Origin of the sequence: Burkholderia sp. E168m15 (assembly GCF_016586105.1) — a bacterium.
Classification (GTDB): domain Bacteria; phylum Pseudomonadota; class Gammaproteobacteria; order Burkholderiales; family Burkholderiaceae; genus Burkholderia; species Burkholderia orbicola.
The window spans coordinates 1-24,664 of sequence record NZ_BCPO01000102.1 but is presented as its reverse complement, the minus strand read 5'-3'; the positions used below and the strand labels follow the sequence as shown (position 1 = coordinate 24,664).

The following is a 24,664-nucleotide window of genomic DNA, read 5'->3' as shown; positions in this document are numbered from 1 at the left end:
CCGCGCGGCGCGGCGCTGTCGTGCGCCGCCGCGCGGCCGTGCGCCCTGCCATTCGAGGAGTCTCATGACCGCCGAGCACCGCCCCGATCAATTCGTCCTGACACTGTCGTGCCCGAGCGCGGCCGGTCAGGTCGCCGCCGTCGTCGGCTTTCTCGATCGCCATCGCTGCTACGTCGATGCGCTGAACGTGTTCGACGACGATCTCAGCAACCGCTTCTTCGTGCGCTGCGTCTTTCATCCGACGGATGAAACGCTGCAGATCGACGCGCTGCGCCAGGAATTCGCGCCAATCGCGGCCGGACTCGGCGGCCACGATGGCGACAACCAGTGGGCGATCCACGACGTCAATGCGCGGCCGAAGGTGCTGATCATGGTGTCGAAGCTCGAGCACTGCCTCGCGGATCTGCTGTTCCGCTGGCGCATGGGCGAGCTGAAGATGGACATCGTCGGCATCGTGTCGAACCATCCCGATTTCGAGCCGCTCGCCGCGCAGCACGGGCTACCGTTCCGCCACTTCCCGATCACGGCCGACACCAAGGCGCAGCAGGAAGCGCAATGGCTCGACTTCTTCGAATCGAGCGGCGCGGAGCTCGTGATCCTCGCGCGCTACATGCAGGTGCTGTCGCAGGAGACGAGCGCGAAGCTCGCGAACCGCGCGATCAACATCCATCACTCGTTCCTGCCCGGCTTCAAGGGCGCGAAGCCGTATCACCAGGCGCATGCGCGCGGCGTGAAGCTGATCGGCGCGACCGCGCACTTCGTGACCGACGATCTCGACGAAGGCCCGATCATCGAGCAGGTCGTCGAGCGCGTCGATCATGCGCTGCGGCCGGAGCAGTTGCTCGCGGTGGGGCGCGACGTCGAAAGCCTCACGCTCGCGCGGGCGGTGAAGGCGTTCATCGAGCGGCGGGTATTTTTGAACGGCGACCGGACGGTGGTGTTTCCGTAAGCGGGCGGCGGCCGCACCCGAACGCGGCGGAAACGAACAAGGCCCAACCGGCGTGTAACCGGCTGGGCCTTTTTGTCGTCGTGCGACGGCGGCGCGCCCACCTTACCGCATCACTTCACCCACGCGAAGTAATACGACAACCAGATCGTCAACGCCGCGCCGATCAGCGCCGCATACGGCATCAGGCTCAGCCATGGCGCGCGCTTCGGCACTTCCAGTTCCATATCCCGCTGCATCTGTGCGGGGAAACGGCCGCGATCTTGCCAGTAGTGGCGGAACAGGAACACCGGCACGATCAGCAGCATCGCGATCAGCCCGTTGCGCAGCGTGCCTTCGCCCTGCAGGTTCGCGCCCGCGCCGACGTAGACGAGGTTCGCGTAACCGCAGATCGCGCCGCCGACGAGCAGCCAGGTCGGGCAGCGGAACGGCCGATCCCAGTTGCCGCGATCCATCCGGTGGATCCAGCCCGACTGGAGATTCAGGAATACGAACAGCATGTAGCAGACGTTCGAGATCGACAGCACCGTCATGTAGTCCGACATCATCAGCAACACGAGGTTGAAGCCGAGGTCGGTCCACATCGCGCGCGTGGGCGAGCCATGCTCGTTCACGTGCGACAGGTACTTCGGCAGCCAGCCGTCGACCGATGCCTGGTACAGCGTGCGGGACGAACCCATCATCGACGTCATCACGATCAGCAGGATCGACAGCATCAGCATCACGACGACCGCATTCGCGACCCACGCGCCGCCGCCGACGATCTTCGCCATCGCGGCCGCGACGCCGGTGCCGTCGCCGATCGACGGATCGAGCATCGCCTGCGTGCCGAGCGCGCCCTGGAACGCCATCGGCACGAGCGTCATCACGACCAGACACAGTGCGCCCGACCAGAAGATCGCCTTCGCGGTGTCGCGACGTGGATCGCGGAACTCACGCGTGTAGCAGACGGCCGTCTCGAAACCGTACGAGGCCCAGCCAGCCATGAACATCGCGCCGAGCGCCATCGTCACGCCCTGCCCGTTCCACGAACCGAAGCTCGCGGCCGTGAGGTTGCCCTGCGCGTCGTGACCGAGCGGCAAGAGCGGGAGCAGGTTCGACATCGGCACGTCGCCGGTGACGAACGGTACGATGCCGACGATCAACAGCGGCGTGAGCGATGCAATGCCGAGAATGCGCTGCGTACGTGCAGCCTTCGACGCACCGCTGTGCTGAAGCTTGAACGTGATGAGAAGCAGAATCGTCGCGATGATGAACGTCGCGTTGATCCGCAGGGACAGACCCGGCTTGATGAACCCGAGATCCGCAACCTTGAGCTGCCAGTGCAGCACCGCCGCATTGGCGGGAAAGAGACTCGTGAGCGCGTAGCTCGCCGCGAGGCCGCAGCCGAGTGCAAGCATCGGCGACCACGCGAGCCAGTTGCACCACACGGAAACCGGGGCAATCAGCTTGCTGTAACGCACCCAGCCAATCGCGCCGTACACCGACGCGCCGCCCGATTTATGGGGAAATAGCCCGGATATTTCCGCATAAGTCGCGCTTTGAATCAGCCCCATCGTGATCGCGGCGATCCAGATCGCCCACGCGGGCTGGCCGATCGTCGCGCATACGCCGCCGATCGTGAACAGCACGCCTGCCGGCACGCCGCTCGTCACCCAAAAAGCGTCTTTCCAGGTCAGGCCACGGTGCAGCGTATGGCCCGTCGAATCATGTGAGATGGTTGCCTCAACATCACTGGTGCGATTAGCACGCAGTCCTGCCTGACTCATCCAGTTCCTCCTCTCGATCAGTGTTAGCGCGTTGGCGCTTACGCTGCTCCGATACAAAGCAGATGACTCCGCACAAGGGCGCTAGTGTAACAACTTACGCGCTTTTTTGCAGAATCCGCAAAAGAATTCCGGGATATGGCCGCATTGCATCCTGATTGTTTCGGATTCCTGCATGCCATTCCCGGCGTATTTTTATGATGATTCGTACGACGTAGATCGAGGCGCTTACTGTGCGCCTTCCGTCCACGAATTCACGCGATCGGCATGCGCCGCAATCCACGCATCCGCGGCCGCTTCCGGCTTCGAGCCGTTCTGGATCGCCAGCATCACGCTGTCGATTTCACCCGGCTTCCACTGGAATTTCTTCAGGAACGCGACGACCGGCTTCGCCTTGGTTTCGAGGCCCGGATTCACGACGCTGTCGACGTGCTCGGCGCCGCCGAACACCTTCTTCGGATCCTCGAGGAAGCGCAGCTTCCACTTCGCGAACATCCAGTGCGGCGCCCAGCCGGTCACGATCACCGGCTTGTTCGCGCCGACCGAACGCGACAACTCGGCCGTCATCGCGCTGCCCGAGCTGGGCATCAGCGTGTAGTTCAGCCCGTAGCTCTTGATCGCGTCGTCGGTCTTGCGCATCACGCCGGCGCCCGCATCGATGCCGACGATCCGGCCGCCGAAGCTGCCCTTCTCCGCATTCAGGTCGTCGATGCTCTTCGCCTTCACGTACGCGGGTACGATCAGGCCGATCTTCGCATCGGGGAAATTCGCGCCGAGGTCGACGACCTTGGCCTTGTACTCGTCCCAGTACGAGCCGTGCGTGACCGGCAGCCACGCGGACAGCGTCGCATCGAGATCGCCGCGCGCGACGCCCTGCCACATGATCCCGGCCGCGACCGGCACGAGCTTCACCTCGTAGCCGAGCTTCTTCTCGATGACGCGGGCCGCGACGTTCGACGTCGCGACGCTGTCGTCCCAGCCTTCGACGTAGCCGATTTTCAGCGTCGGCTTCGTATCGGCCAGTGCCGATGCGCTCAATGCCACCATTGCCGACAGGGCGCCGGTCCACAACAGTTTTCCGAACAGTTTCATGGTCGATCTCCTTGGTCTGCGCACCGTGCGCGTTGTCTCTCTAGGTTCTTCAACCACAAATCCGCGGTATCGTTGTTTTCCGACAGATGCTTGTCCGGACGCGACGCGCCCGGACAGCCGATGGCGTGCTTCGACTACTTGTCGATCACGAGATCCGACAGCGGCTTGCTGCAGCACAGCAGCACCATCCCCTGGTCGATCTCGCGCTGGCGGATACCGCCGTTGTGCTTCATCTCGACCTGCCCCGACACGAGCTTCACCTTGCAGGTGCCGCACATGCCCTGCGTGCACGAGGCGGGCAGCCGCACGCCCGACTGGCGCGCCGCGTCGAGCACGTGCTGCTCCGAGCCGCACGAAATCTCGCGGTTGCTCTTCGCGAAGCTGACCGTGTACTGCTTCGTCGCGGCGTCACCGCCTTCGACCGGCGGCACGAGTTCGGCGAGCACTTCGTCGCTCGCGGTCTGCGCGAGCGTTTCGAACGAGAAGCTTTCCTCGTGATACTGCTTGCGATCGAAGCCGGCTTCGTCGAGCAGGTCGCGCACGGCCTTCATGTACGGCGCGGGGCCGCACGTGAAGATCTCGCGTTCCATGAAATCCGGCGCGATCAGCTTGAGCAGCGGCAGCGTCAGGAAGCCCGTGACGCCCGGCCAGTTGGTACGTGCGCCGACGCGCTCGACGACGAACGACGTGCGGAAATTCGTATGGTTCGACGCGATCAGGTCGAGCTCGCGCGCGAAGATGATGTCGTCAGGCGTACGTGCGCTGTGCACGAACAGGATGTCGCGATCCTCCGCGAGATCGTGGTGCGCGCGGCTCATCGACATCAGCGGCGTGACGCCCGAGCCGGCCGACAGGAACAGGTACTTGCGCGCCGGATGCCGCGCGCAGGTGAATTCGCCGGCCGGGCCGAGCACGCGCACCGCCGCGCCCGGCTGCAGGTTGTCGTGCAGCCAGTTCGACACCTTGCCGCCCGGCACGCGCTTGACCGTGATCGAAATCGTGTGCGGCCGCGCCGGCGACGACGAGATCGTGTAGCAGCGGTTGATCGTCTCGCCGTCGATGTCGAGCTCGAGCGTGATGAACTGCCCGGGCTCGAACGAGAACGTGCGGCCCTGCGGCGAACGGAAGAAGAAACTCTTCACGTCATGGGTTTCCTGCCGCACGTGGCAGCACACCAGCGTTTCCTCGACGTCGCTCGTCCAGCGCTCGGGCAGCGCGTTCCAGAACGCCGGGTGCGTCACCCGGCTGTCCGCCGGCTCGAAATTGGCCGCATCTCGCATCATGTCTTGCTCCGCATATACGCTGCTAAGTACTACGCGCCGGTTTTTTCGGCGAGCCGGCCGATATACCAGGCCGAGAATTTTTCGACGAGACCTTCCGTGTACGGCGAATACGGGCCCGGCTCGTACGCGCTGCTGTTCGCCCCGCGCTGCGAGAATTCGACGAGCGCGCGATCCTGGTCGTTGGTCGCGTTCCACACGGCCGTGAGGTTCTTCACGTCGTAGTCGATGCCTTCCTTCGCGTCCTTGTGCACGAGCCACTTCGTGCGCACGAGCGTCTTGCCGGCCGACAGCGGGATCACCGAGAACGTCACGATGTGATCGCTCATGAAGTGGTGCCACGAGTTCGGCTGCGTCCAGAACGACAGCCCGCCGAGGTCGGCCTTGTCGAAGCCGCCGAGCAGCTTCTTCGACGCGACCTTCGCATCGAGCGTCTGCGATTCGCCGTGACGGTCGAGCGGCAGGCGCTGCGTGCGGAAACCCGTCACGTCGAGCAGTTTTTCGATTTCGGCGGACGGCAGGCCCATCTCGGCCCACTCCTTGCCGCGCCGCACGCAGGTTTCGGCGAACGCGTCCATGCCTTCGGCGTTCGCGTCGGAACGCTGGTAGCCGAAGCCGTATTCGTACAGCGAGATCGTCAGCTCCGGATGGTTCGCGACGCAGTGATAGCACTCGCGGTTGTTCTCCATCGTGAGCTTCCAGTTGCCTTCCTCGATGATGTCGATCTGCGCGGCGATCTTCGTGTTCGGCAGATCGTGCGGCAGCAGGTACGGCTCCATCTCGGCGCGCATCTGCGCGAAATCGACCGGCGGCTCGTCGGCGAGGCAGATGAAGATCAGGCCCGCGAGATTCTCGACGTGCACCGACTTCAGGCTGTGCTTGCAACGGTCGAACTTCTCGCCCATGTGCTCGGCGAACATCAGCTGGCCCGTCAGGTTGTAGGTCCAGCTGTGGTATGGGCACACGATGTTGCCGACCGAGCCTTTATCTTCGTTGCACAGGCGCGCGCCGCGGTGACGGCACACGTTGTGGAACGCGCGGATCGCCATGTCGTCGTCGCGCACGATCAGGATCGAATCGTTGCCCAGCTGCACCGTCACGTAATCGCCCGGCTCGGGAATGTCCGGTTCGATCGCCACCTGGATCCAGTGCTGGCGGAAAATCGCCTCCATGTCGAGCGCGAAGATGTCCTCGCTCGTGTAGAACGGTGCGTCGAGGCTGTGCCCTTCCTTGCGCCGCTCGATCAATGCACGAATGTCTGCCGATACTTTCATCGTTTGCTCCGGATTCCTTGCATCCCTGGGTTTCTTGCCGACAGGCATCAAAATCAGTAGTCGATGAGCTGATGCTCGCGCAAATACGCGAGGATCACTTGTGCTTTTTCGACCGAACTCCCTTCATTTACGACGTTGCCGCCACGGCTTTCGGTCGTCGTCGCGGACAGCATCCGGGCATGCCCGGAGCGCTTCTCGGCGGCGACCAGCTTTACGGGTTTACGCTCGACCGGGCCGACCGTCCACGCGGTGGCGTCGGCGTCCGCACCGGGCGCCGCGAGCGCCGGCCGGATCGCGCCGGCGCGCAGCCGCGCATACGCATAGCGCGGCTCGACACCCGCGAGCGGATGGACGGCGACGACGGCCGGCAGCGCCGCGTCGACACGCCGCCGCAGCCCTTTCGGCAAAAATTGCCGGACCGCCGCACGGCCGCCCTCGACCGTCACGTCGACGGCCGAGCCGACGAGCGGATAGCCGAGTGCCGCGGCGACGCGGTACGGCAGCATCCCGGTGTCGTACGCGCCCTCGGCGCGCGTGCCGGTCAGCACGAGGTCGTAGCCTTCGACGCGCGCGGCGAGCGCGTGCACGGCATCATCGCCGTCGCGGCAGGCCAGCACCTCGACCTCCCGCGCACCGAGCGCGAGATACTCGGCCAGCGCCGAATTCGCGGGGTCGCCCGCGTGGATCACGTCGAGCGTCGCGCGATGCTGCTCGGCGAGCTGCCGGCCGGTTTCGAGCGCGGCCGCATCGTTGCGGCTGTAGCGTGCGACGCCGCTGACCGGATGCCGGCCGACGGACACGAGCACCGCGATGCGTTGCAAGGGGCGAGGGGCGTTCATGCGGCGACTCCTTCGGGTTCACGGGTGCCGACCGCGGCCGGCGATTCGCCGCGCGCGGCCCGCGCGGCCTGGACCTGTTCGATCAGCGCGGCGATCGTCGCCTGCGCGTCGCCGACCACCGTCAGGTTCGCGCGCTTCGCGATCGGCGCGCTGCCGTCGAGGTTGACCGCGATCACGTGGCGGCAGTCCTTGATCCCCTGCAAATGCTGCACCGCGCCCGAGATGCCGAACGCGATGTACACGCTCGCCTCGACCGTCTTGCCGGTCGCGCCGACCTGCTTGTCGCGCGTGAAGTGGCCGTTGTCGACCGCGACGCGGCTCGCGCCGATCGCCGCGCCAAATACGCCGGCCAGCCGCTCGAACGCGCCGATGTCGGACACGCCGTTGCCGGCCGACACGATGAAGTCGGCTTCCTCGAGCGCGACCTGGGCTGCGTCGATTTCGTCGAGGCCGAGATCGCGGTACGGCTGCGCGGCGTCATGCGCGGGGCGGATGAAATCGGCGGCCAGCCGCTCGCCGGCGCCGACGAACGGCAGCTTCGCGTCCACCGCGTTCTGCGCGAGCAGGATCACGTCGGGCAGCGCACGGGTCGCGAACGCACGCCCCGCCTGCGCATACGCGCCCACATGCTTTGCGTCGATCTCGACGACGTGGGTCGCGACGCTCGCGCCGGCGGCCGCCGCGTAACGCCGGCCGAGATCGCCGTCGCCCGTCGCGTTGTCGGGCACGAACACGTGTTTCGGGGCGAGCGCGGCCACGCAGGCCTGCAATGCTTGCAGTTCGCTTTCGGGATCGAACGCGCGGCGATCGAAGCCGGCCAGCTCGATCAGCTTGTCGACGCCGAGTTCCGCGACGTCATCCTTCAGTTCTCCGAATGCCAGCAGCGCGACTTCCGTCTGCGCATCGGCAAGCACGGCGGCGGCGGCGATCGCCTGTCGTGAATGGTCGTCGAGCGCGCCGCGTTCGCTGTGCGCGACCACCAGCATCACGTGCTTCGGGTCCTGCAGCGCGCGGCGCGGCTTCGCGGCCGCGGCGCCATGACCATGCGCGGACCATTGCGCGGCGTTCGCATCGGCGCTGCCTTCCTCGCCGAGCGTGATGCGCTTCAGGCCGGCGGCCGTGATGATGAACGGCCGGCGCGGATCGATTCGTTTAATCGTATTCATCGATTCACTCCAGCGAGGCGGCGACGAGTTCGGCGACGTCGAGCACGTCGGGGCGCGGGCCCACGACGCCTTCGAGCATGGCCGTGCAATTCGGGCAAGCCACCGCGACGACGTCCGCGCCGATCGTGCGCGCGTCGGCGATGCGGATGTCCGGGATGCGCTGCTTGCCGGGGATGTCGGTCAGCGGCGCGCCGCCGCCACCACCGCAGCAGCGGCCGCGCATGCCGTTGCGCTCCATCTCGACGACCTGGATGCCGATCGTCTTCAACAGCTTGCGCGGTGCTTCGATCTCGCCGTTGTAGCGGCCGAGGTAGCACGGATCGTGGTAGGTCGTGCGCTTCTCCTGCAGCGCCTCGACCGCCTTCGGCGCGATCTTGCCGCTGTCGGCCAGTTCGGCCAGATAGGTCGTGTGATGCTTGACCGTCACGCGCAGCCCGAGCGCGCGGTATTCGTTGCGCAGGCTGTGCATCACGTGCGGGTCGGCCGTCACGATCTGCTGGTACGACAGCGTGCCGAGCGTGCCGATCAGGCGCTTCGCCATCTGCTGGAACGTCGCTTCGTCGCCGAGCCGGCGCGCGACGTCGCCCGTGTCGGTCTCGGTCGAGCCGAGCACCGCGTAATCGACACCGGCCTTGTTCAGCACCTTCACGAACGCACGCAGCGTGCGCTGGTAACGCATGTCGAACGCGCCTTCGCCCGCGACGAACAGCACGTCGACCGGCTTGCCCGGCTGCGCGACCGGCGCGCTCAGGTCCACCGACCAGTCGTAGCGCGCGGCCGTGTCGTAGCCGCCCATCGTGCCGGTCTCGCGCAGGTTCGCGAGCACTTCCTGGCCCTTGCCCGGCACCGTGCCGTGCACGAGCGTGCGGTTGCGGCGCATGTCGACGATCGCGTCGACGTGTTCGATCAGCATCGGGCACTCCTGCACGCACGCGCGGCAGGTGGTGCACGACCACAGCGTCTGCTCCTCGATCAGGCCCGACACGATCGGGCCGTTCGGTTCGCCGCGATGCTGGCCGACCGGGATGCCCGGCGACGGGCTGCCTGCGTATGCCGCATCGGAGCCGCCGGCCATCCCGACCACGAGATCCTGGATCAGCTTCTTCGGATTCAGCGGCTGGCCCGACGCGAACGCGGGGCACGCGGCTTCGCACTTGCCGCACTGCACGCATGCGTCGAAGCTCAGCAGCTGGTTCCAGCGGAATTCGACCGGCTTCGCGACGCCGTACTCCTGGTGCTCGATGTCCGGCAGCTTCAGCGCGGTCGGCGGCGTGGCCGTGCCGTTGCCGGTGAACGATTCGCGCGTGGCCGCGAAACGCTCCTGGCGCGGGTGGAACGCGAGATGCAGCAGCCCGGCGATCGCATGCTTCATCGGGCCGCCCTTCGCGGCGCCGACCGTCATCGTGAACGCGCCGACGCCGATCAGCAGCGCGCAGAGCACCGCGAACGCACCCGACATCGCGCCGGTCGGCACCAGCATGAACAGCACGAGACCGAGCGCGAACGAACCGAGCAGCCAGGGCAGCGTATTCCACGGGCCGCGCGACAGGCGCGCCGGCACGTCCTTCGCCGCGCGTCGACGCCACACGAACACCGCGCCGACCAGCATCGCGAGCGCCGCGAGGAAGATCAGCTTGTCGAGCCACGGCGAGTAGATCGCGAGGCCGTAGTTGACGAACACCAACGCGAGCGCGCCGATCGCGCCGCCGGCGGTCGCGACGTGGGTCTTCGCGATGTACGGATCGCGGGCGACCACATGGTGCAGGTCGACGAAATAACGCTTCGGGATCGCGAACAGGTTCGCGACGCCGAACGAGCCGGGCGCCGTGGCGCGGCCCAGACGCCAGTAGGACGAGCGCTTCGCGACCGCGAACGCGAGCCCCGCCACCGACAGCCACAACAGGGCGGTAATGAGGAAGGACGGGTTCATCTTTTAGAAATCCTTCACGAGACGCAGCGAGTCGTAGATCGCACCGTGGACGTTGTGCATCGAGATGCAGTCGCCGACACGGAACAGCAGGAAGCGGCCGTTGCCGAGTTCTTCCGACAGGCACGGCTGCGGCTCGGCTGCGAACAGCGTGTGCGGATCGATCTGGCCGCGGTTCACCGATTCCGGCTTGAGCTTCCAGTACAGCTCGTCGTTCGGCGACGAGCCGTTCTCGATCACGACCTGGTCGACCGCGCGCTCTTCCAGTTCTTCCGTGTACTCGTTACGCAGCACGGCGATCATCTTGCCGTTCTCTTCATAGACGCGATCGAGCATCGTGTTCGGCGTCGGAATCACGCCGAACGCGTACAGGCGGCGATAGAAGATCGGGAACGTCGTGCCGCCGCAATCGTCGGCCACCTTCACGTCGGGCGTCACCACCTCGACCTTCGAGCCGCGGCTCGCCATGAAGTCGGCCACGCCCGCGCCCGCATGGGTGCTCACGCCGTCGAACAGCAGCACGTTCTGCTTCGGCTCGACCGTGCCGGTCAGGATGTCCCACGCGCTGACGGCGAGCCCTTCGGCCACGCCCCACGCCGGCACCTGCCACGTGAAGCTCGACCCGCCCGTCGCGAGCACGACGATGTCCGGCTTCTCGGCCATGATCATCTTCTCGTCGGCGGCCACACCGAGGCGCCGGTCCACACCCAGACGCTTCGTTTCCATGTCGAACCAGCGGATGATCCCCGACATCTGCTCGCGCTGCGGCGCCTTCGCGGCGATCATCACCTGGCCGCCCACTTCCGCGTTCTTCTCGAACAGCACGACGTCGTGGCCGCGCAGCTTCGCGACACGCGCGGCCTCGAGGCCCGCGGGGCCGGCACCGACCACCACGACCTTGCGCTTCGGGCCGCGCGACTTCTCGATGATGTGCGGCATCGTCGCTTCGCGCGACGTCGCCGCGTTCTGGATGCACAGCACGTCGAGGCCGTTGTACTGGCGGTCGATGCAGTAGTTCGCGCCGACGCACTGCTTGATTTCGTCTTCGCGGCCGTCGCGGATCTTGATCACCATGTGCGGATCGGCGATTTGCGCGCGCGTCATGCCGACCAGGTCGATCATGCCGTTCGCGAGCAGGCGCTCGGCCTGGCCTGCATCGCGGATGCTCTGCGCGTGCATCACCGGAATCTTCACGACCGACTTGATGCCCGCCGCGAGGTGCACGAACGGCTCCGGCGGCAACGCCATCGGCGGCATGCAGTTGGCGATCGTGTTGTGCGTATCGCCGCCCGAGCCGACCACGCTCAGGTAGTCGATCAGGCCCGTCTCCGACATCGCCTGCGCGATTTCCTTCAGCGCTTCGTGATCGAGGCCGTCCTCGTGGAATTCGTCGCCGCACATGCGCAGGCCGACGCAGAAATCCTTGCCGACCGCCTCGCGCACGGCCGTCAGCACTTCGATGCCGAAGCGCAGGCGGTTTTCGAGGCTGCCGCCCCATTCGTCGGTGCGGTGGTTCGAACGCTTGCTCCAGAACTGGTCGATCAGGTGCTGGTGCGCGGCGGAGATTTCGATGCCGTCCATGCCCGCCGCCTTCACGCGCTTCGCGGCCGCCGCGAAATCGCCGATGATGCGGCGGATTTCCTCGATCTCGATGATCTTCGCGTTGCCGCGGTGCACGGGTTCGCGCACGCCCGACGGCGACATCAGGTGCGGCCAGTGCTCGCCGTGGAACGACGAGCGGCGGCCCATGTGCGTCGCCTGGATCATGATCTTCGCGCCGTGCTTGTGCATCGTGTCGGCCAGGCGCGTGAGCGGATCGATGATCTTGTCGGTCGACAGGTTCACCGATTTCCACCAGCCTTGCGGGCTGTCGATCGACACCGGGCTCGAACCGCCGCAGATGGCCAGGCCGACGCCGCCCTTCGCCTTTTCTTCGTAGTAGCGGATATAGCGGTCGCCCGGCAGGCCGCCCGGCTCGGCGTACACCTCCGCGTGCGCGGTGCTGACGATCCGGTTGCGCAGCGTCAGCTGGTTCAGCTGCATGGGTTTGAACAGGTGGGGATAACGCATCGCTGGCGACCTCTGGCGTTCGAATGTCTCGTGTTGCGGGTGTTGTTCTGCTTCAGTGAATCAATGCGTCAGTGCATCAGTGCGCGATCGGCGACACTTCGAAGACGCAGTGGTCGTGATGCTCGGCCGCGCACTGCACTTCCTTCGAGTACGCACGCGGCGCGCCCTTGCCTTCCGGCGTCGTGTCGTTGACCCAGTCCATCGCGCCCGCGAACCAGCCCGCGAACATGTAGCAGAGCTTGCCTTCCTTGCCCGGCTGCTGGAGCACGAATGACGAGTGGCGCAGCTCGATCTTCGCGCGTGCGCTCGCCGGATCGGCCTCGATGATCGAGAACAGGCCCCAGCCGCGTTGCGACAGGCGCTTCAGGTAGTGCTCGAACACGGCCACGCCGGTGATGCCGTGCTGCTTTGCTTCCTTGTCGCACCAGTGGTAGGCGGATTTGTAGCCGGCCTTGTAGAGGATCTCGGCATACGCTTCGACGCCGAGCGCTTCCTCGACGGCGACGTGGTTGTTCGTGAAGAAGTGGCGCGGCACGTACAGCATCGGCAGCGCGTCGGTGGTCCAGACGCCGGTATCGGGATCGACGTTGATCGGCAGTTGCGGTTGCATCGTGGTGACTCCGTGAGGAAATTGGCCGCGCGGCTCGGTGCGCCGGCGCGACATCGTCCGCGCGCCCACGCTGCTTGCGCGGGCACGTCCCGATTTTTTTATGTTGAAACGAAGGGAGCGGTTCGGCTCGGCGAGGGCTTACGCGCCCCACACGTCCTTGAACACGCGCACCCAGTTCTCGCCCATGATCTTGCGGATGCGCGACTCGCTCCAGCCGTGGCGTTCCATCGCGGCGGTCAGGTTCGGGAATTCGCCGATCGTGCGGATGCCGTCCGGGTTGATCACCTTGCCGAAGTTCGTCAGTTGGCGATAGCGTCCCTTGTCATGCGTCAGCATGTCGAAGAATTCCTTCGCGAAATCCTGCGTGAAGTCCGTGCCGATGCCGACCGCGTCTTCGCCGATCAGGTTCACGACGTAGTCGATCGCCTCGATGTAGTCGTCGATGTTCGCTTCGATGCCGCGCTTCAGGAACGGCGCGAACATCGTCACGCCGACGAAGCCGCCCGCATCGGCGATCTCCTTCAGCTGCGCGTCGCTCTTGTTGCGCGGATGTTCCTTCAGGCCCGACGGCAGGCAGTGCGAGTAGCACACCGGCTTCTTCGAGAACGCGATCGCTTCCGACGACGTGTTGCCGCCCACATGCGACAGGTCGACCATGATGCCGACGCGGTTCATCTCGGTGATCACTTCGCGGCCGAAGTCCGACAGCCCGCCGTCGCGTTCGTAGCAGCCGGTGCCGACCAGGTTCTGCGTGTTGTAGCAGAGCTGCACGACGCGCACGCCCATGTCGGCGAACGCTTCGATGTAGCCGAGGTTGTCCTCGAACGCATGCGCGTTCTGGAAGCCGAGGATGATCCCGGTCTTGCCTTCCTTCTTCGCGCGGAAGATGTCGTCCGTCGTGCGCACGAGCGTCAGCAGCTCGCCGTTGTCGCGGATTTTCTTCTTCATCACGCCGATGTTGTCGACGGTCTTGGTGAAGTTCTCCCACACCGACACCGTGCAGTTCGCGGCCGTGATACCGCCCTTTCGCATGTCCTCGAACACCGGCTTCTCGAACTTCGAGATGTTCAGTCCGTCGATGATGATGCTGTCCTGATGCAGCGTGCTCATATCTGCTCTCGCTCGTGTGACTGTTCTTGTGGGGTCGATCAATAGATCGGGAAGCGCTCGCAGAGCGCGAAGATCTCGCGACGCACGCGCTGTTCGGTTGCGGGGTCGCCTTCCGGGTTCGCCCGCAGTGCGTCGAACACTTCGAGGATCAGGCGGCCGACTTCACGGAACTCCGCGACGCCAAAGCCGCGCGTCGTGCCGGCCGGCGTGCCGAGGCGGATGCCCGACGTGACGGTCGGCTTCTCGGTGTCGAACGGGATGCCGTTCTTGTTGCAGGTGATGCCCGCGCGTTCCAGCGCCTGCTCGACCGGCGCGCCCTTCAGGCCCTTCGGGCGCAGGTCGACCAGCAGCAGGTGGTTGTCGGTGCCGCCCGTGACGAGATCGACGCCGCCGGCCTTCAGCACTTCGCCGAGCGCCTGCGCGTTCGCGAGCACGTTGTCGATGTAGGTCTTGAAGTCCGCGTGCAGCACCTCGCCGAATGCGACCGCCTTGCCGGCGATCACGTGCATCAGCGGGCCGCCCTGCAGGCCGGGGAACACGGCCGAGTTGATCTTCTTCGCGATGTCCTCGTCGTTGGTCAGCACGAAGCCGCCGCGCGGGCCGCGCAGCGTCTTGTGGGTGGTCGACGTGACGACGTGCGCGTGCTCGACCGGGTTCGCATGACGGCCCGCGGCGATCACGCCCGCGATGTGCGCCATGTCGACCATCAGCTTCGCGCCGACGCTGTCGGCGATCGCGCGAAAGCGTGCGAAGTCGAGCGCGCGCGGGTACGCCGAGAAGCCGGCGATGATGAGGTTCGGCTTGTGCTCGTGGGCAAGGGCCTCGACCTGGTCGTAGTCGATGCGCAGCGTGTCGCGGTTCACGCCGTACTGCACGGCATTGAACCACTTGCCCGACAGCGCCGGCTTCGCGCCGTGCGTCAGGTGGCCGCCGGCATCCAGCGACATGCCGAGCACCGTGTCGCCCGGCTTCGCCAGCGCGAGCATCACCGAGCCGTTCGCCTGCGCGCCCGAGTGCGGCTGCACGTTCGCATAGCCGGCGTTGAAGATCTGCTTCACGCGGTCGATCGCGAGCGCCTCGACTTCATCGGCGAATTCGCAGCCGCCGTAGTAGCGCTTGCCGGGATAGCCTTCCGCGTACTTGTTGGTCAGCACCGAGCCCTGCGCCTCGAGCACGGCGCGCGACACGATGTTTTCCGACGCGATCAGCTCGACCTGCGACTGCTGACGCTCGAGTTCCTTCAGGATGGCGCTGCGCACCGGCGCGTCGCGCTCGGCAAGGGGCTGCGAGAAGAAAGGCTGGGTGTTCGACATAGTGCGTCCGTGACGAAGAATAAAGGGCTGCAACCGAAGCTCAAGGCCCGCCGTGCCTGGGTTTCCCATGCTTCCAGTGCAAGGCTGCCGACGGCTCTATTCTTGTCGTTCGGATTTTCGGCGGATTGATGAATTTAGACGCGTTCTTTGCCTTTTCCGCCATGCACGTCCGTTTTATACAAGTGACCGGTCGTGCTTTTCGGTATGACCGCCGGAAACGGTGCGGGCTGTTCACCTATGGACACGCACACCGGCAGTGCGTTTGCCGCACGTTCGCGTGCGGCGTCTCCCGGATACGGTGCAGTGCAACAACGGCCCGATGCCCAGACAACGTATGGAGCTAGGGTTTAGCCGTATGGCACGCTTGTTGCACTCGCTCACACAATACCGCAGCCCGATCCGTGCCCCGGGCCAAAAGCTATTAGAGATTCAAGGAACGCTCCCCATGTCGCCCGACCGCACAGCGTCGCTGTCCCACTTCGCGTTCATGCCGTTACCGAACTTCACGATGATCGCGTTCACCAATGCGATCGAGGTGCTTCGGATGGCGAACTACCTGAGCGGTCAGCCGCTCTACCGCTGGTCGGTGATCAGCCCGGACGGCGGCCCGGTCACGGCGAGCAACGGCCTCACGGTCGACACGGGCCCGGCCGAATGCGCGGGACAGCCCGACATCGTGTTCGTGTGCGGCGGCGTCGACGTACAGCGCGCGACCACGCCCGCCCATCTGTCGACCCTGCGCCGCTTCGCGCGCTCGGGCATCCCGCTCGGCAGCCTGTGCACGGGCACCTATGCACTCGCGAAATCGGGGCTGCTCGCGGGCTACGCGTGCGCGATCCACTGGGAGAACATGTCGGCGCTGAAGGAAGAGTTTCCGGACACGCGCTTCCTGAAGGAACTGTTCGTGATCGACCGCGACCGCATCACGTGCACGGGCGGCGTCGCACCGCTCGACATGATGCTGAACCTGATCGCCGCGCGCGTCGGCACCGCGCGCGTCACGCAGATCGCCGAGCAGTTCATCGTCGAACACGTGCGCGACACGAGCGCGCAGCAGCGCATGCCGCTGGTTGCTCGCCTCGGCTCGGCGAACAAGTCGCTGTTCGAAGTGATCTCGCTGATGGAGAACAACATCGAGGAGCCGCTGTCGCGCGAAGAGCTCGCGCGGCTCGCGAACATGTCGCAGCGGCAGTTGCAGCGCCTGTTCCGCGAGCATCTGGGAATGACGCCGACGCACTACTACCTGACGCTGCGGCTGCGCCGTGCGCGCGAGCTGCTGCTGCAGACCGACATGTCGATCATGCACATCACGATGGCGTGCGGCTTCCAGTCGGCATGCCACTTCAGCAAGAGCTATCGCGATGCGTTCGGCGTCGCGCCGACGCGTGAGCGCCGCAAGCAGGTCGCGCCGCTCGCGCAGGGTGCGGTGAGTGCTGCGCCGGCGTTTCCGGCGCGTGTGCTGCATGCGTGAGGCGGGCAGTACCTGATGCAAAAAAGCGGCCTCGAAGGCCGCTTTCCGTTTTCGCTTACGATCCCCACACCTGCATTTCATAGAGCGAATACCCCCACTGCGTCGCCCGCTTCGTGCCGAGCATCCGCACATAACGGCCGTGCCCGTTCAGGTTCGGCAACGTCACATGGCTGTACGACACGCCGTTGCTCGTCGAGTAGATCGTCGTCCAGTTCACGTTGTCGTTCGACGTCTGGATCTGGTAGACGAGCGCGCCCGCATCCCAGTACAGATCGATGCTGCTGATGGTCTTCGTCGCACCGAGATCGACCGAGATCCATTGCGGATCGACGCCGGCGCCTTCCGGCGAATCCCAGCGCGTGCTCGCCGTGTTGCCGTCGAATGCCTTGTCTGCCGTGAGCGACGCGTTGTAGCTCGCCGACGCCGCGGCCGGCCGCCCCTGCGACAGCAGCGTGCGCGCCGCGGCCGCGCCGCCGTAGTAATTCGCGCCGAGCTTCGCCTTCGTCGCGTCGGCATTCACGCCGAACTGCGACAGGCTCCAGCGCTGACCGGTCGTCACGTCGCCGACATAGAGCTGATAACCACCCGCCGTCGTCGATGAGAAAAACAGGTAATTCGTACCACTGACGGGTGCCGGGTCCGAGTTGTTGCTCATGCAGTCGTTGAGCGCCAGCGCGCTCGGCGTCGAGGCCGGGTCGGCCGTCTTCGCATAGATCTGGTCGGCCCCGCCGCTGTCCTTCCAGCGCGCGTAGTACACCATGCCGTCCGCACGCACGGTCGGGTAGTACGTCTGCAGCCCGGCCGGACGATCGAACACGGCGGTCGCGCCGGTGGCGATCGTGCGCTTCATCAGCCCCATGTTCGAGCCGGTGCCGGTCGCGTAGTACACGGCGCTCGCGTCCGGCGCGAGGAACGGCATCGAGTATTCGGCGCCGGCCGGCGCATTCGTCAGGCTCACAACCGACGTGAACACCGGGCCGGCGCTCGTGTACGACAGCGTCGCCTGCTTCACGTCGCCGTTTTGCTTGAACACGAGCGTCTTGCCGTCCGTGCTGAACTTCGGGTCTTCGTTGCGCGTGGCGCCCGTGCTGTTCGTCATGTTGACGGGCGGCGTACCGGCGCCGAGTTGCAGCATGAACACGTTCCATGCGCCGTTGCTGATGCCCATGAACGCGAGCCACTTGCCGTCGGGGCTGAACACACCATTCATCGGATCGGTGATGCCCCACGCGCTCTTGCTGAGTTGCGTCAGCGTATGGGCCGAGAAATCGTAGAGGAACAGCTGGCTCGTGCCGTCGCCGTACTTCACGTAGCTGTGGTAGACGAGCTTGCCGGTCAGCGCGGCGGGGAATGTCGCGTTCGGCTGGGCGGCGGGATTGTTGACGCAGGCTGCGGCGGCCACGCCGCTGAACAGGTTGAGGGCGATGCCGGCCACGAGGCCCGCGACGAGGGTCTGCAGTTTCACGCTGGATACTTTCGGGTAAGGTAAGGACGCCGCAAAAAAGGACTCGCGCGACACGCGCGGACGTCACGGATTCGCGGTCGGGCAGCGTGAATTCCGTATCGGTCGGACAGCGGGAACAAAGCTTGCGAGAGGATGCCCGTTCGTCAGACGAAAGAACAGGATCAGAGCGCCGATAAAACATACGGATCAGCGATTTGGGGCGCGCTTGCACGTGACGGCTGCCGTACTACTCTGTGTCATCAGGGCACAACGGCCGGGGGACACGCATGAAGCGCTATGCGGTGCTGGCGCAGACGATCGCCGACGCGATCCGGCGCGGCGACCTGGCGGCCGGCGCGCGCATCCCTACCGTGCGCGCGGCATGCCGCGCGTATCGGGTGAGCCCGTCCACGGTGTTTCGTGCGTACTACGCGCTCGAAAGCGAGGGCCTGATCGTCGCGCGGGCGCGCTCGGGTTATTTCGTGGCGAACGTCGCGGACAAGCACGTGCGGTTCGGCCGCGATTCGCCGCGCAAGCCGGGCGCCGCGCAGAACGACGCCGCTCGAACCGGCGACGACGATGCGCTGTTCCGCCTGCTCGACTCGCTCAAATGCGACGACATCGTGCCGCTCGGCTCGGCATTCGCGAGCTATTCGCTGTTCCCGATGAGCAGCCTGTGGCGCCAGGTGGCGTCGGCCGCTCGCCACATGGACCGCACCAAACTGCTCGAAGGCTTGCCGCCCGGCAACGAAGCACTGCGCCGCCAGATCGCGTTGCGCTATCTGAACGCGGGCGCGTCGCTGCCGCTGGAGGAAATCGTCATCACGACGGGCGCGACCGAAGCGCTGACGCTCAGCTTGCAGGCGCTGACGCGCCCGGGCGACATCGTCGCGATCGAACGGCCGGCCTTCCACGCGGTGCTGCAGGCCGTCCAGTGCCTGCATCTGAAGGCCGTCGAGATTCCGGTCGACCCGCGCACGGGCCTCGACCTCGACGCGCTCGCCGAGGCGCTCGACACGCATCCGGTACGCGCATGCTGGTTCATGACGTCATTCCACAACCCGACCGGCGCGACGCTGACCGACGAGCGCAAGCGCGCGCTGATCGACCTGCTCGCGTCGCGCGGCGTGCCGCTGATCGAGGACGACGTGTATGGCGAACTGCAGTTCGGCACGGCGCCCACGCGGCCCGCGAAACTGTATGACGACAGCGGACTCGTCCTGCATTGCGGATCGTTCTCGAAATGTCTCGCGCCCGGGTTCCGAATCGGCTGGGTCGCGGCCGGCCGCTTCGTCCGGCAGATCCGCGAGGCCAAAGGCACGAGCACGCCGGCCGCCGACGTACCTGCGCAGATGGCGATATCGAGCTATCTGCGCGACGGCGCATACGACCGGTTCCTGCGCAAGCTGCGACGCAATCTCGCCGCGCACCAGGCGCAAATGCTGTCGGCCGTGCGCGCGTATTTCCCGACGGATACCGAAGTGTTCGCGCCGCGCGGCGGGTATTTCCTTTGGATCGAATTGCCGCCGCACCTGGACGCGATGCACCTGTTCGACGACGCGATGGAAAGCGGCGTCAGCATTGCGCCCGGGCCGATCTTCTCCGCCACCGGCGGTTTTCGCCGCTATTTGCGGCTCAACTACGGGCGGCCGTGGACCCCGGCCGTCGAGCGCGCGCTGGAGACGCTCGGCACGCTCGCGGCCCGGCAGCGGCACGGCGGCTAGTACGAAACGGGCGGCACGAAATGTGCGCCACGCAACGCGCGACATGCGCCTTGCGTTTCGCGCGCGAACGACCAAGAATGAAGCGGCAGGCAGACGCGGACGAACGGGTTCCACGCGTCCGATGTTATGGAGAATCAAATGAACGCCGAATGCGAACGACCGCCGATGTGTAGCCCCACGATGGCATCCGTCGGTCGCTGACGATGCGCGTCCTGCCCAACCGGAGTGTCCGCGCGCGCGATGCCTGGCGTTCCGTGCTGAATGCACGCGCCGAATCGCGGCACGCGACGTGCTGCCGCTGCCGCGAATGCGGTTTCGTCGCGTTCCGCGCACTCGAGCACTGCCCCGTCTGCGGTCGGTGGAACTGGCCGTTCGAGCCGATTCGCCACACGCCGGCCGACGCGCGTGCCGTGCATGCGCCGCGATCGTTCCACACGTGGTCGTCGCGCGTCGCCCGCGCGCTGCGCAACGCGGCTTTCCAGCGGCCGCGCGCATCGAGCGCACCGCTCCTGAGTATCCTCACGCTCGTGCTGCTGGTCGGCGGCTACGTGATGGTCGACCAGACCTGCAAGGCCGATCCCGTTTGTCGCGGCTCCGCTGCGCCGGCCGCCGTCGCGACCGAAACCATGCTGCAGGCATCGAACGATCCGTTGCTGCCGGTCGTGCCGGCACCCGTCTACCCGTTTCATTCGCCTGATCAAACGCAAGTGGCAGCCAATCCGCAACAGAGCGCCCCGCTCGCCGGCAAACCTGCTCGCCCGATGGCAGTTGTACAAGCCGCGCCGTCGTTGCGGCCCGACCGGACGCGCGCCGGCGCAGTCCGCGTGGCCGACTGGAAAGGCAACCGCGACACCGCCCATCGCCCCACGCGCGCGATCCGCCGCGTCAGCCTGCACACCGGGCGTACACGCCGCACCGCCGCCAGCAACGCCGAACTCGCGAAGCTCTATCGCGGCCACTGAACGCGCCCGCAACGAAAAACGGGCGGCCCGTTTCCGGAGCCGCCCGTACTCGCGTCACGCGTCACGCGTGTCGAACGCTAGTGCATCACGCCGCCAGCAACCCGTGCGGGTCGATGACGAATTTGCGCGGCGCACCGCCGTCGAACTTCTTGTAGCCTTCCGGCGCCTGGTCGAGCGAGATCACTTCGACGTTGACGATCTTCGCGATCGGCAGCCGGTCGAACAGGATCGCCTGCATCAGGTTGCGGTTGTACTTCAGCACCGGCGTCTGGCCCGTGAAGAACGAATGCGACTTCGCCCAGCCGAGGCCGAAGCGGATGCTCAGGCTGCCGTGCTGCGCGGCCTTGTCCTTCGCACCCGGATCGTCCGTCACGTACAGGCCCGGGATGCCGATCGCGCCGGCCGGGCGCGTGATTTCCATCAGCGAGTTCAGCACCGTCGCGGGCGCTTCCTCCGAATGGCCCGACGAGCCGTGACCGTGCGCCTCGAAGCCGACGCAGTCGACCGCGCAATCGATCTCGGGCACACCGAGGATCTGCTCGATCTGCTCGCCGAGCGACGCGTCCTTCGACAGGTCGACCGTCTCGAACCCCATCGCCCGCGCATGCGCGAGGCGTTCCGCGTTCATGTCGCCGACGATCGTCACGGCCGCGCCGAGCAGGCGCGCCGACGCGGCCGCCGCCATCCCGACCGGGCCCGCGCCCGCGATATAGACCGTCGAACCGGGCTTCACGCCCGCGCTCACCGCGCCGTGATAACCGGTCGGCAGGATGTCGGACAGGCAGGTCAGGTCGCGGATCTTCGCCATCGCCTGATCGCGATCCGGGAATTTCAGCAGGTTGAAATCGGCATACGGCACGAGCACGTACTCGGCCTGGCCGCCGATCCAGCCGCCCATGTCGACGTAGCCGTACGCGCCGCCGGCACGCGACGGGTTCACGTTCAGGCACACGCCGGTGTGCGTGTCCTTGCACATCGCGCAGCGGCCGCACGCGACGTTGAACGGCACCGACACGAGATCGCCGAGCTTCAGCGTCTCGACGTCGCGGCCCACCTCGACCACTTCGCCGGTGATCTCGTGACCGAGCACGAGGCCGACCGGCGCGGTCGTACGGCCGCGCACCATGTGCTGGTCGGAGCCGCAGATGTTCGTGCTGACCACTTTCAGGATCACGCCGTGGCCGATCGCGCGGCCGCTTGGGTCGACCATCTTCGGATAATCGATTTTCTGGACTTCGACCTGGCCCGGCCCAAGATAGACGACACCTCGATTGCTGCTCATCGTATTGTCTCCATGTCTCGTTGGATGGCGCCGCGGCGCGCCGGCGCCATGCGGCGCACGCGCAACGTGCTGTTCGAGAGTAGTCCGGGAGGCAGGGGCGCCGATGTCTCAAACGCGACATGCGTTTGATCGGCGCCGACATCGATGGCGGAAATACGAAAGTCGGGCGGGAATCTACCGGGGGCCGGACCAGCCCTTGCGGCCGGCCCTGCCTTGGCGGCCCGGCGCTCACCCGCCCTGATTCTCGCGGATGATCGCGGCGGCGGCCGCTTCCGCGTCGCTCGCGACGCCGTCGTGCACGCGCGTGCTGACGGCCGGCGTCGGCGGCTCGCTGTCGAGCGCGTGACCGTTGCGGTCGTGCGTGTCGACCGTCGCGCGCATCGACAGCCCGACGCGCAGCGGATGCGCGGCGAGGTCGCGCGGATCGAGCGCGATCACCACCGGCACGCGCTGCACGACCTTGATCCAGTTGCCGGCCGCGTTCTGCGACGGCAGCATCGAGAACGCGCTGCCCGTGCCGGCCGAGAAGCCCTGCACACGGCCGCGATAGGCGATGCGCGAGCCGTAGAGATCCGACACGACCTCGACCGGCTGCCCGACGCGCATGTGGCGAATCTGCCCTTCCTTGAAATTCGCCTCGACCCACAGCCGGTTGAGCTGCACGATCGACATCAGCGGCACGCCGGGCCCGACCTGCTGGCCGACCTGTACCGAGCGCTGCCCGATCGTGCCGTCGACGGGCGCGACGATCGTCGTGCGCTTCAGGTTCCGGTACGCGAGCTTGAACTGCGCGGCCGCCTGCACGACCGCCGGGCTTTCGTCGACGGGCAGCTTGCTGCCGAGCGCGCGCGCCGCGTCGAGCTGCGCCTGCGCGGCCGCGAGGTTCGCCTGCGCGCCGGCCACCGCCGCGCGCGCCCGCGCCAGTTCTTCCGGCGCGACGATCTCGACCGATGCGCCCGAACGCGCGGCGAGCGCGCGCTGCGCCAGCGACAGGTCGGCGCGGCGCGCATTCACGGCCTCGACGTACATCGTGTTCGAAATCCTCGCGTTCGCGACCTGGCGCACGGCCTGCGCGAGCTGCGCCTTCGCCTGCGCGAACGCGACGGATGCCTCGGTGTCGTCGAGCCGCACGAGCGTCTGCCCGGCGCGCACGGCTTGCGTATCGGCGACCACCACGTCGGTCACGGCGCCCGGGATCTGCGCGGCGACCTGCACGATGCTGCCCGCGACGTATGCGTCGTCGGTGTCTTCGTAATAGCGGTCGCTCAGCAGCCAGTAGGCGATCCATGCGATCGCGGCCAGCAGCACGATCGCGAAGAACACGGTGAAGCGCTTGCGGCGCGTCGCGCGGCGCGCGTCGAGCGCCGGGTCGTTCAGTGCGGCCGGCGGCGCGGCGGAATGGAGGTTGTCGTGGTGCATCAGTCGCTTTGCGTAACGATCAGACGATCGTGCTGGAAGACGGGAATCGCAGGCATCGGCGACGAATCGCGCGTCGGGCTCGCCGAGGCCGTGCGCGCGAGAACGGGGTTGCCGCGCGGCGCCGCGTCGGGGCGGGTCGCACCGATCGTCGACGGGCGTGTCGTGTCGTCGCGTCGTGCCGATGCAGACGCGTTGCTCGTCGCGGTAGCAGCCGGCGACACTGCCGTGCTGCCTGCGCGTGCATCGTTAGACTGGCCAGCCGTCTCCCGATTCGCGGCCACGGCGCCCACAGCAGCCACGGCCGTTGCCGCCCCGCGCTTCGCCGCCCCACTCCGCGCCCGCGGCCCGGCCGGCGTCTGCGCTTGCGCGACCGTTGCGCCCGCATCGAACCCGCCGCCCAGCGCGCCGATCAGCCCCACCCGCAGCGTCCGCTGCTTGCCGAGCAGCGCGATCATCTGCGCGCGCTCGTCGATCAGCGTGAGATCCGCGACATCGACGTCCTTCTGCATCAGCACGCCGCGCCGATGCCGATCCGCCGCGATCTGCACGATCTTCTGCGCGGCCGCGACCGCGTCCTGCTGCTGCGCGACGAGCGTCTGCGACGTCTGCAGCGACGTGACGAGTTGCGCGACCTGCCCGAGCGCGTCGTCGACGGTCTTGTTGTACAGCCCGATCGCGACGTCGGCCTGCGCGACGTCCGCGCCGAGCTTCGCCTTCAAGCGGCCGCGATCGAAGATCGGCAGCGAGATCGCGGGGCCCACGGAGCCCGCGAGCGAATCGCGCGAGAACAGCGACGCGGGCGTCAGTGCGAACACGCCGCCGAGCGCGACGAGATTCACGTCCGGATAGAACTGCGCACGCGTCGAGTCGGCATTCGCGAACGCGGCTTCGACGCGCAACCGCGCGGCGACGATGTCGGGCCGGCGGCCGAGCAGATCGGCCGGCAGCCGGGCGGGCACGGCGCCGCCC

Annotated in this window: 19 protein-coding genes; 4 read left to right on the top strand and 15 right to left on the bottom strand. The window is 66.6% G+C overall.

Translation table 11 applies throughout. The annotated features are described in order from the left end of the window. The first annotated feature begins 64 nt into the window (after positions 1-64). Entirely contained in the window at positions 65-949 is an 885-nt protein-coding gene (gene purU / locus JMF86_RS17095) for a formyltetrahydrofolate deformylase (protein WP_011547106.1), read from the top strand. 110 nt (positions 950-1,059) lie between these two features. Here the strand turns inward: purU and JMF86_RS17090 are convergent, their stop codons facing one another. From JMF86_RS17090 to JMF86_RS17040, 11 genes are all read right to left on the bottom strand, one after another. Beyond that, positions 1,060-2,715, bottom strand: coding sequence for an APC family permease (locus JMF86_RS17090; RefSeq protein ID WP_011547105.1), 1,656 nt, complete (start codon positions 2,713-2,715; stop codon positions 1,060-1,062). Positions 2,716-2,940: 225 nt separating this feature from the next. Then, on the bottom strand, positions 2,941-3,804 hold the full coding sequence (locus tag JMF86_RS17085; RefSeq protein ID WP_006486270.1) for a glycine betaine ABC transporter substrate-binding protein: 864 nt from the start codon (positions 3,802-3,804) through the stop codon (positions 2,941-2,943). A gap of 134 nt (positions 3,805-3,938) precedes the next feature. Further along, on the bottom strand, positions 3,939-5,087 hold the full coding sequence (locus JMF86_RS17080) for a hybrid-cluster NAD(P)-dependent oxidoreductase (protein ID WP_011547102.1): 1,149 nt from the start codon (positions 5,085-5,087) through the stop codon (positions 3,939-3,941). A 29-nt stretch (positions 5,088-5,116) separates the two neighbouring features. Next, positions 5,117-6,358 carry an SRPBCC family protein gene (locus tag JMF86_RS17075; protein WP_011547101.1) on the bottom strand — a complete coding sequence of 414 codons (1,242 nt, stop codon included), beginning with the start codon at positions 6,356-6,358 and terminating at the stop codon, positions 5,117-5,119. 53 nt (positions 6,359-6,411) lie between these two features. Then, positions 6,412-7,197 carry a drug:proton antiporter gene (locus tag JMF86_RS17070; protein WP_011547100.1) on the bottom strand — a complete coding sequence of 262 codons (786 nt, stop codon included), beginning with the start codon at positions 7,195-7,197 and terminating at the stop codon, positions 6,412-6,414. Then, the gene (locus JMF86_RS17065) at positions 7,194-8,363 is read right to left on the bottom strand and encodes an electron transfer flavoprotein subunit alpha/FixB family protein (RefSeq protein WP_011547099.1); all 1,170 of its coding nucleotides are present in this window, start codon (positions 8,361-8,363) and stop codon (positions 7,194-7,196) included. The genes JMF86_RS17070 and JMF86_RS17065 overlap by 4 nt, the downstream gene beginning before the upstream one ends. Before the next feature lie 4 nt (positions 8,364-8,367). Next, positions 8,368-10,293, bottom strand: coding sequence for a (Fe-S)-binding protein (locus tag JMF86_RS17060; RefSeq protein WP_011547098.1), 1,926 nt, complete (start codon positions 10,291-10,293; stop codon positions 8,368-8,370). A 3-nt stretch (positions 10,294-10,296) separates the two neighbouring features. Continuing rightward, the gene (locus tag JMF86_RS17055; protein ID WP_011547097.1) at positions 10,297-12,360 is read right to left on the bottom strand and encodes an NADH:flavin oxidoreductase; all 2,064 of its coding nucleotides are present in this window, start codon (positions 12,358-12,360) and stop codon (positions 10,297-10,299) included. Positions 12,361-12,436: 76 nt separating this feature from the next. Then, positions 12,437-12,970, bottom strand: a complete 534-nt coding sequence (locus JMF86_RS17050) for a DUF5943 domain-containing protein (RefSeq protein ID WP_011547096.1) — start codon at positions 12,968-12,970, stop codon at positions 12,437-12,439. A gap of 138 nt (positions 12,971-13,108) precedes the next feature. Continuing rightward, positions 13,109-14,080, bottom strand: coding sequence for a dipeptidase (locus JMF86_RS17045; protein WP_006480656.1), 972 nt, complete (start codon positions 14,078-14,080; stop codon positions 13,109-13,111). Positions 14,081-14,118: 38 nt separating this feature from the next. Then, positions 14,119-15,393 (bottom strand): serine hydroxymethyltransferase, encoded by a 1,275-nt coding sequence (locus tag JMF86_RS17040; protein WP_011694820.1) that lies wholly within the window; start codon positions 15,391-15,393, stop codon positions 14,119-14,121. 355 nt (positions 15,394-15,748) lie between these two features. Here JMF86_RS17040 and JMF86_RS17035 point away from each other — a divergent pair, with 355 nt between their 5' ends. Next, entirely contained in the window at positions 15,749-16,864 is a 1,116-nt protein-coding gene (locus tag JMF86_RS17035; protein WP_011547094.1) for a GlxA family transcriptional regulator, read from the top strand. A gap of 55 nt (positions 16,865-16,919) precedes the next feature. Here JMF86_RS17035 and JMF86_RS17030 read toward each other — a convergent pair whose 3' ends face one another. Then, positions 16,920-18,329: a discoidin domain-containing protein gene (locus JMF86_RS17030; protein ID WP_077220469.1), complete on the bottom strand. Its 1,410-nt coding sequence runs from the start codon at positions 18,327-18,329 to the stop codon at positions 16,920-16,922. 266 nt (positions 18,330-18,595) lie between these two features. On the opposite strand from JMF86_RS17030, the gene JMF86_RS17025 reads away from it, so the two are divergent. After that, the gene (locus JMF86_RS17025; RefSeq protein WP_125381620.1) at positions 18,596-20,032 is read left to right on the top strand and encodes a PLP-dependent aminotransferase family protein; all 1,437 of its coding nucleotides are present in this window, start codon (positions 18,596-18,598) and stop codon (positions 20,030-20,032) included. Positions 20,033-20,235: 203 nt separating this feature from the next. Further along, positions 20,236-20,994, top strand: coding sequence for a hypothetical protein (locus JMF86_RS17020; protein WP_011547091.1), 759 nt, complete (start codon positions 20,236-20,238; stop codon positions 20,992-20,994). Between the two features lie 85 nt (positions 20,995-21,079). On the opposite strand, the gene fdhA is transcribed toward JMF86_RS17020, so the two are convergent. The 3 genes from fdhA to JMF86_RS17005 all read right to left on the bottom strand — a co-directional run. Further along, entirely contained in the window at positions 21,080-22,276 is a 1,197-nt protein-coding gene (gene fdhA / locus JMF86_RS17015) for a formaldehyde dehydrogenase, glutathione-independent (protein ID WP_011547090.1), read from the bottom strand. A 228-nt stretch (positions 22,277-22,504) separates the two neighbouring features. Further along, complete coding sequence (locus tag JMF86_RS17010) at positions 22,505-23,695, bottom strand: efflux RND transporter periplasmic adaptor subunit (protein WP_011547089.1); 1,191 nt, start codon at positions 23,693-23,695, stop codon at positions 22,505-22,507. Beyond that, a partial coding sequence (locus tag JMF86_RS17005; RefSeq protein WP_201317082.1) for a TolC family protein occupies positions 23,695-24,664 on the bottom strand: 970 nt, incomplete at its 5' end. The genes JMF86_RS17005 and JMF86_RS17010, both read right to left, overlap by 1 nt.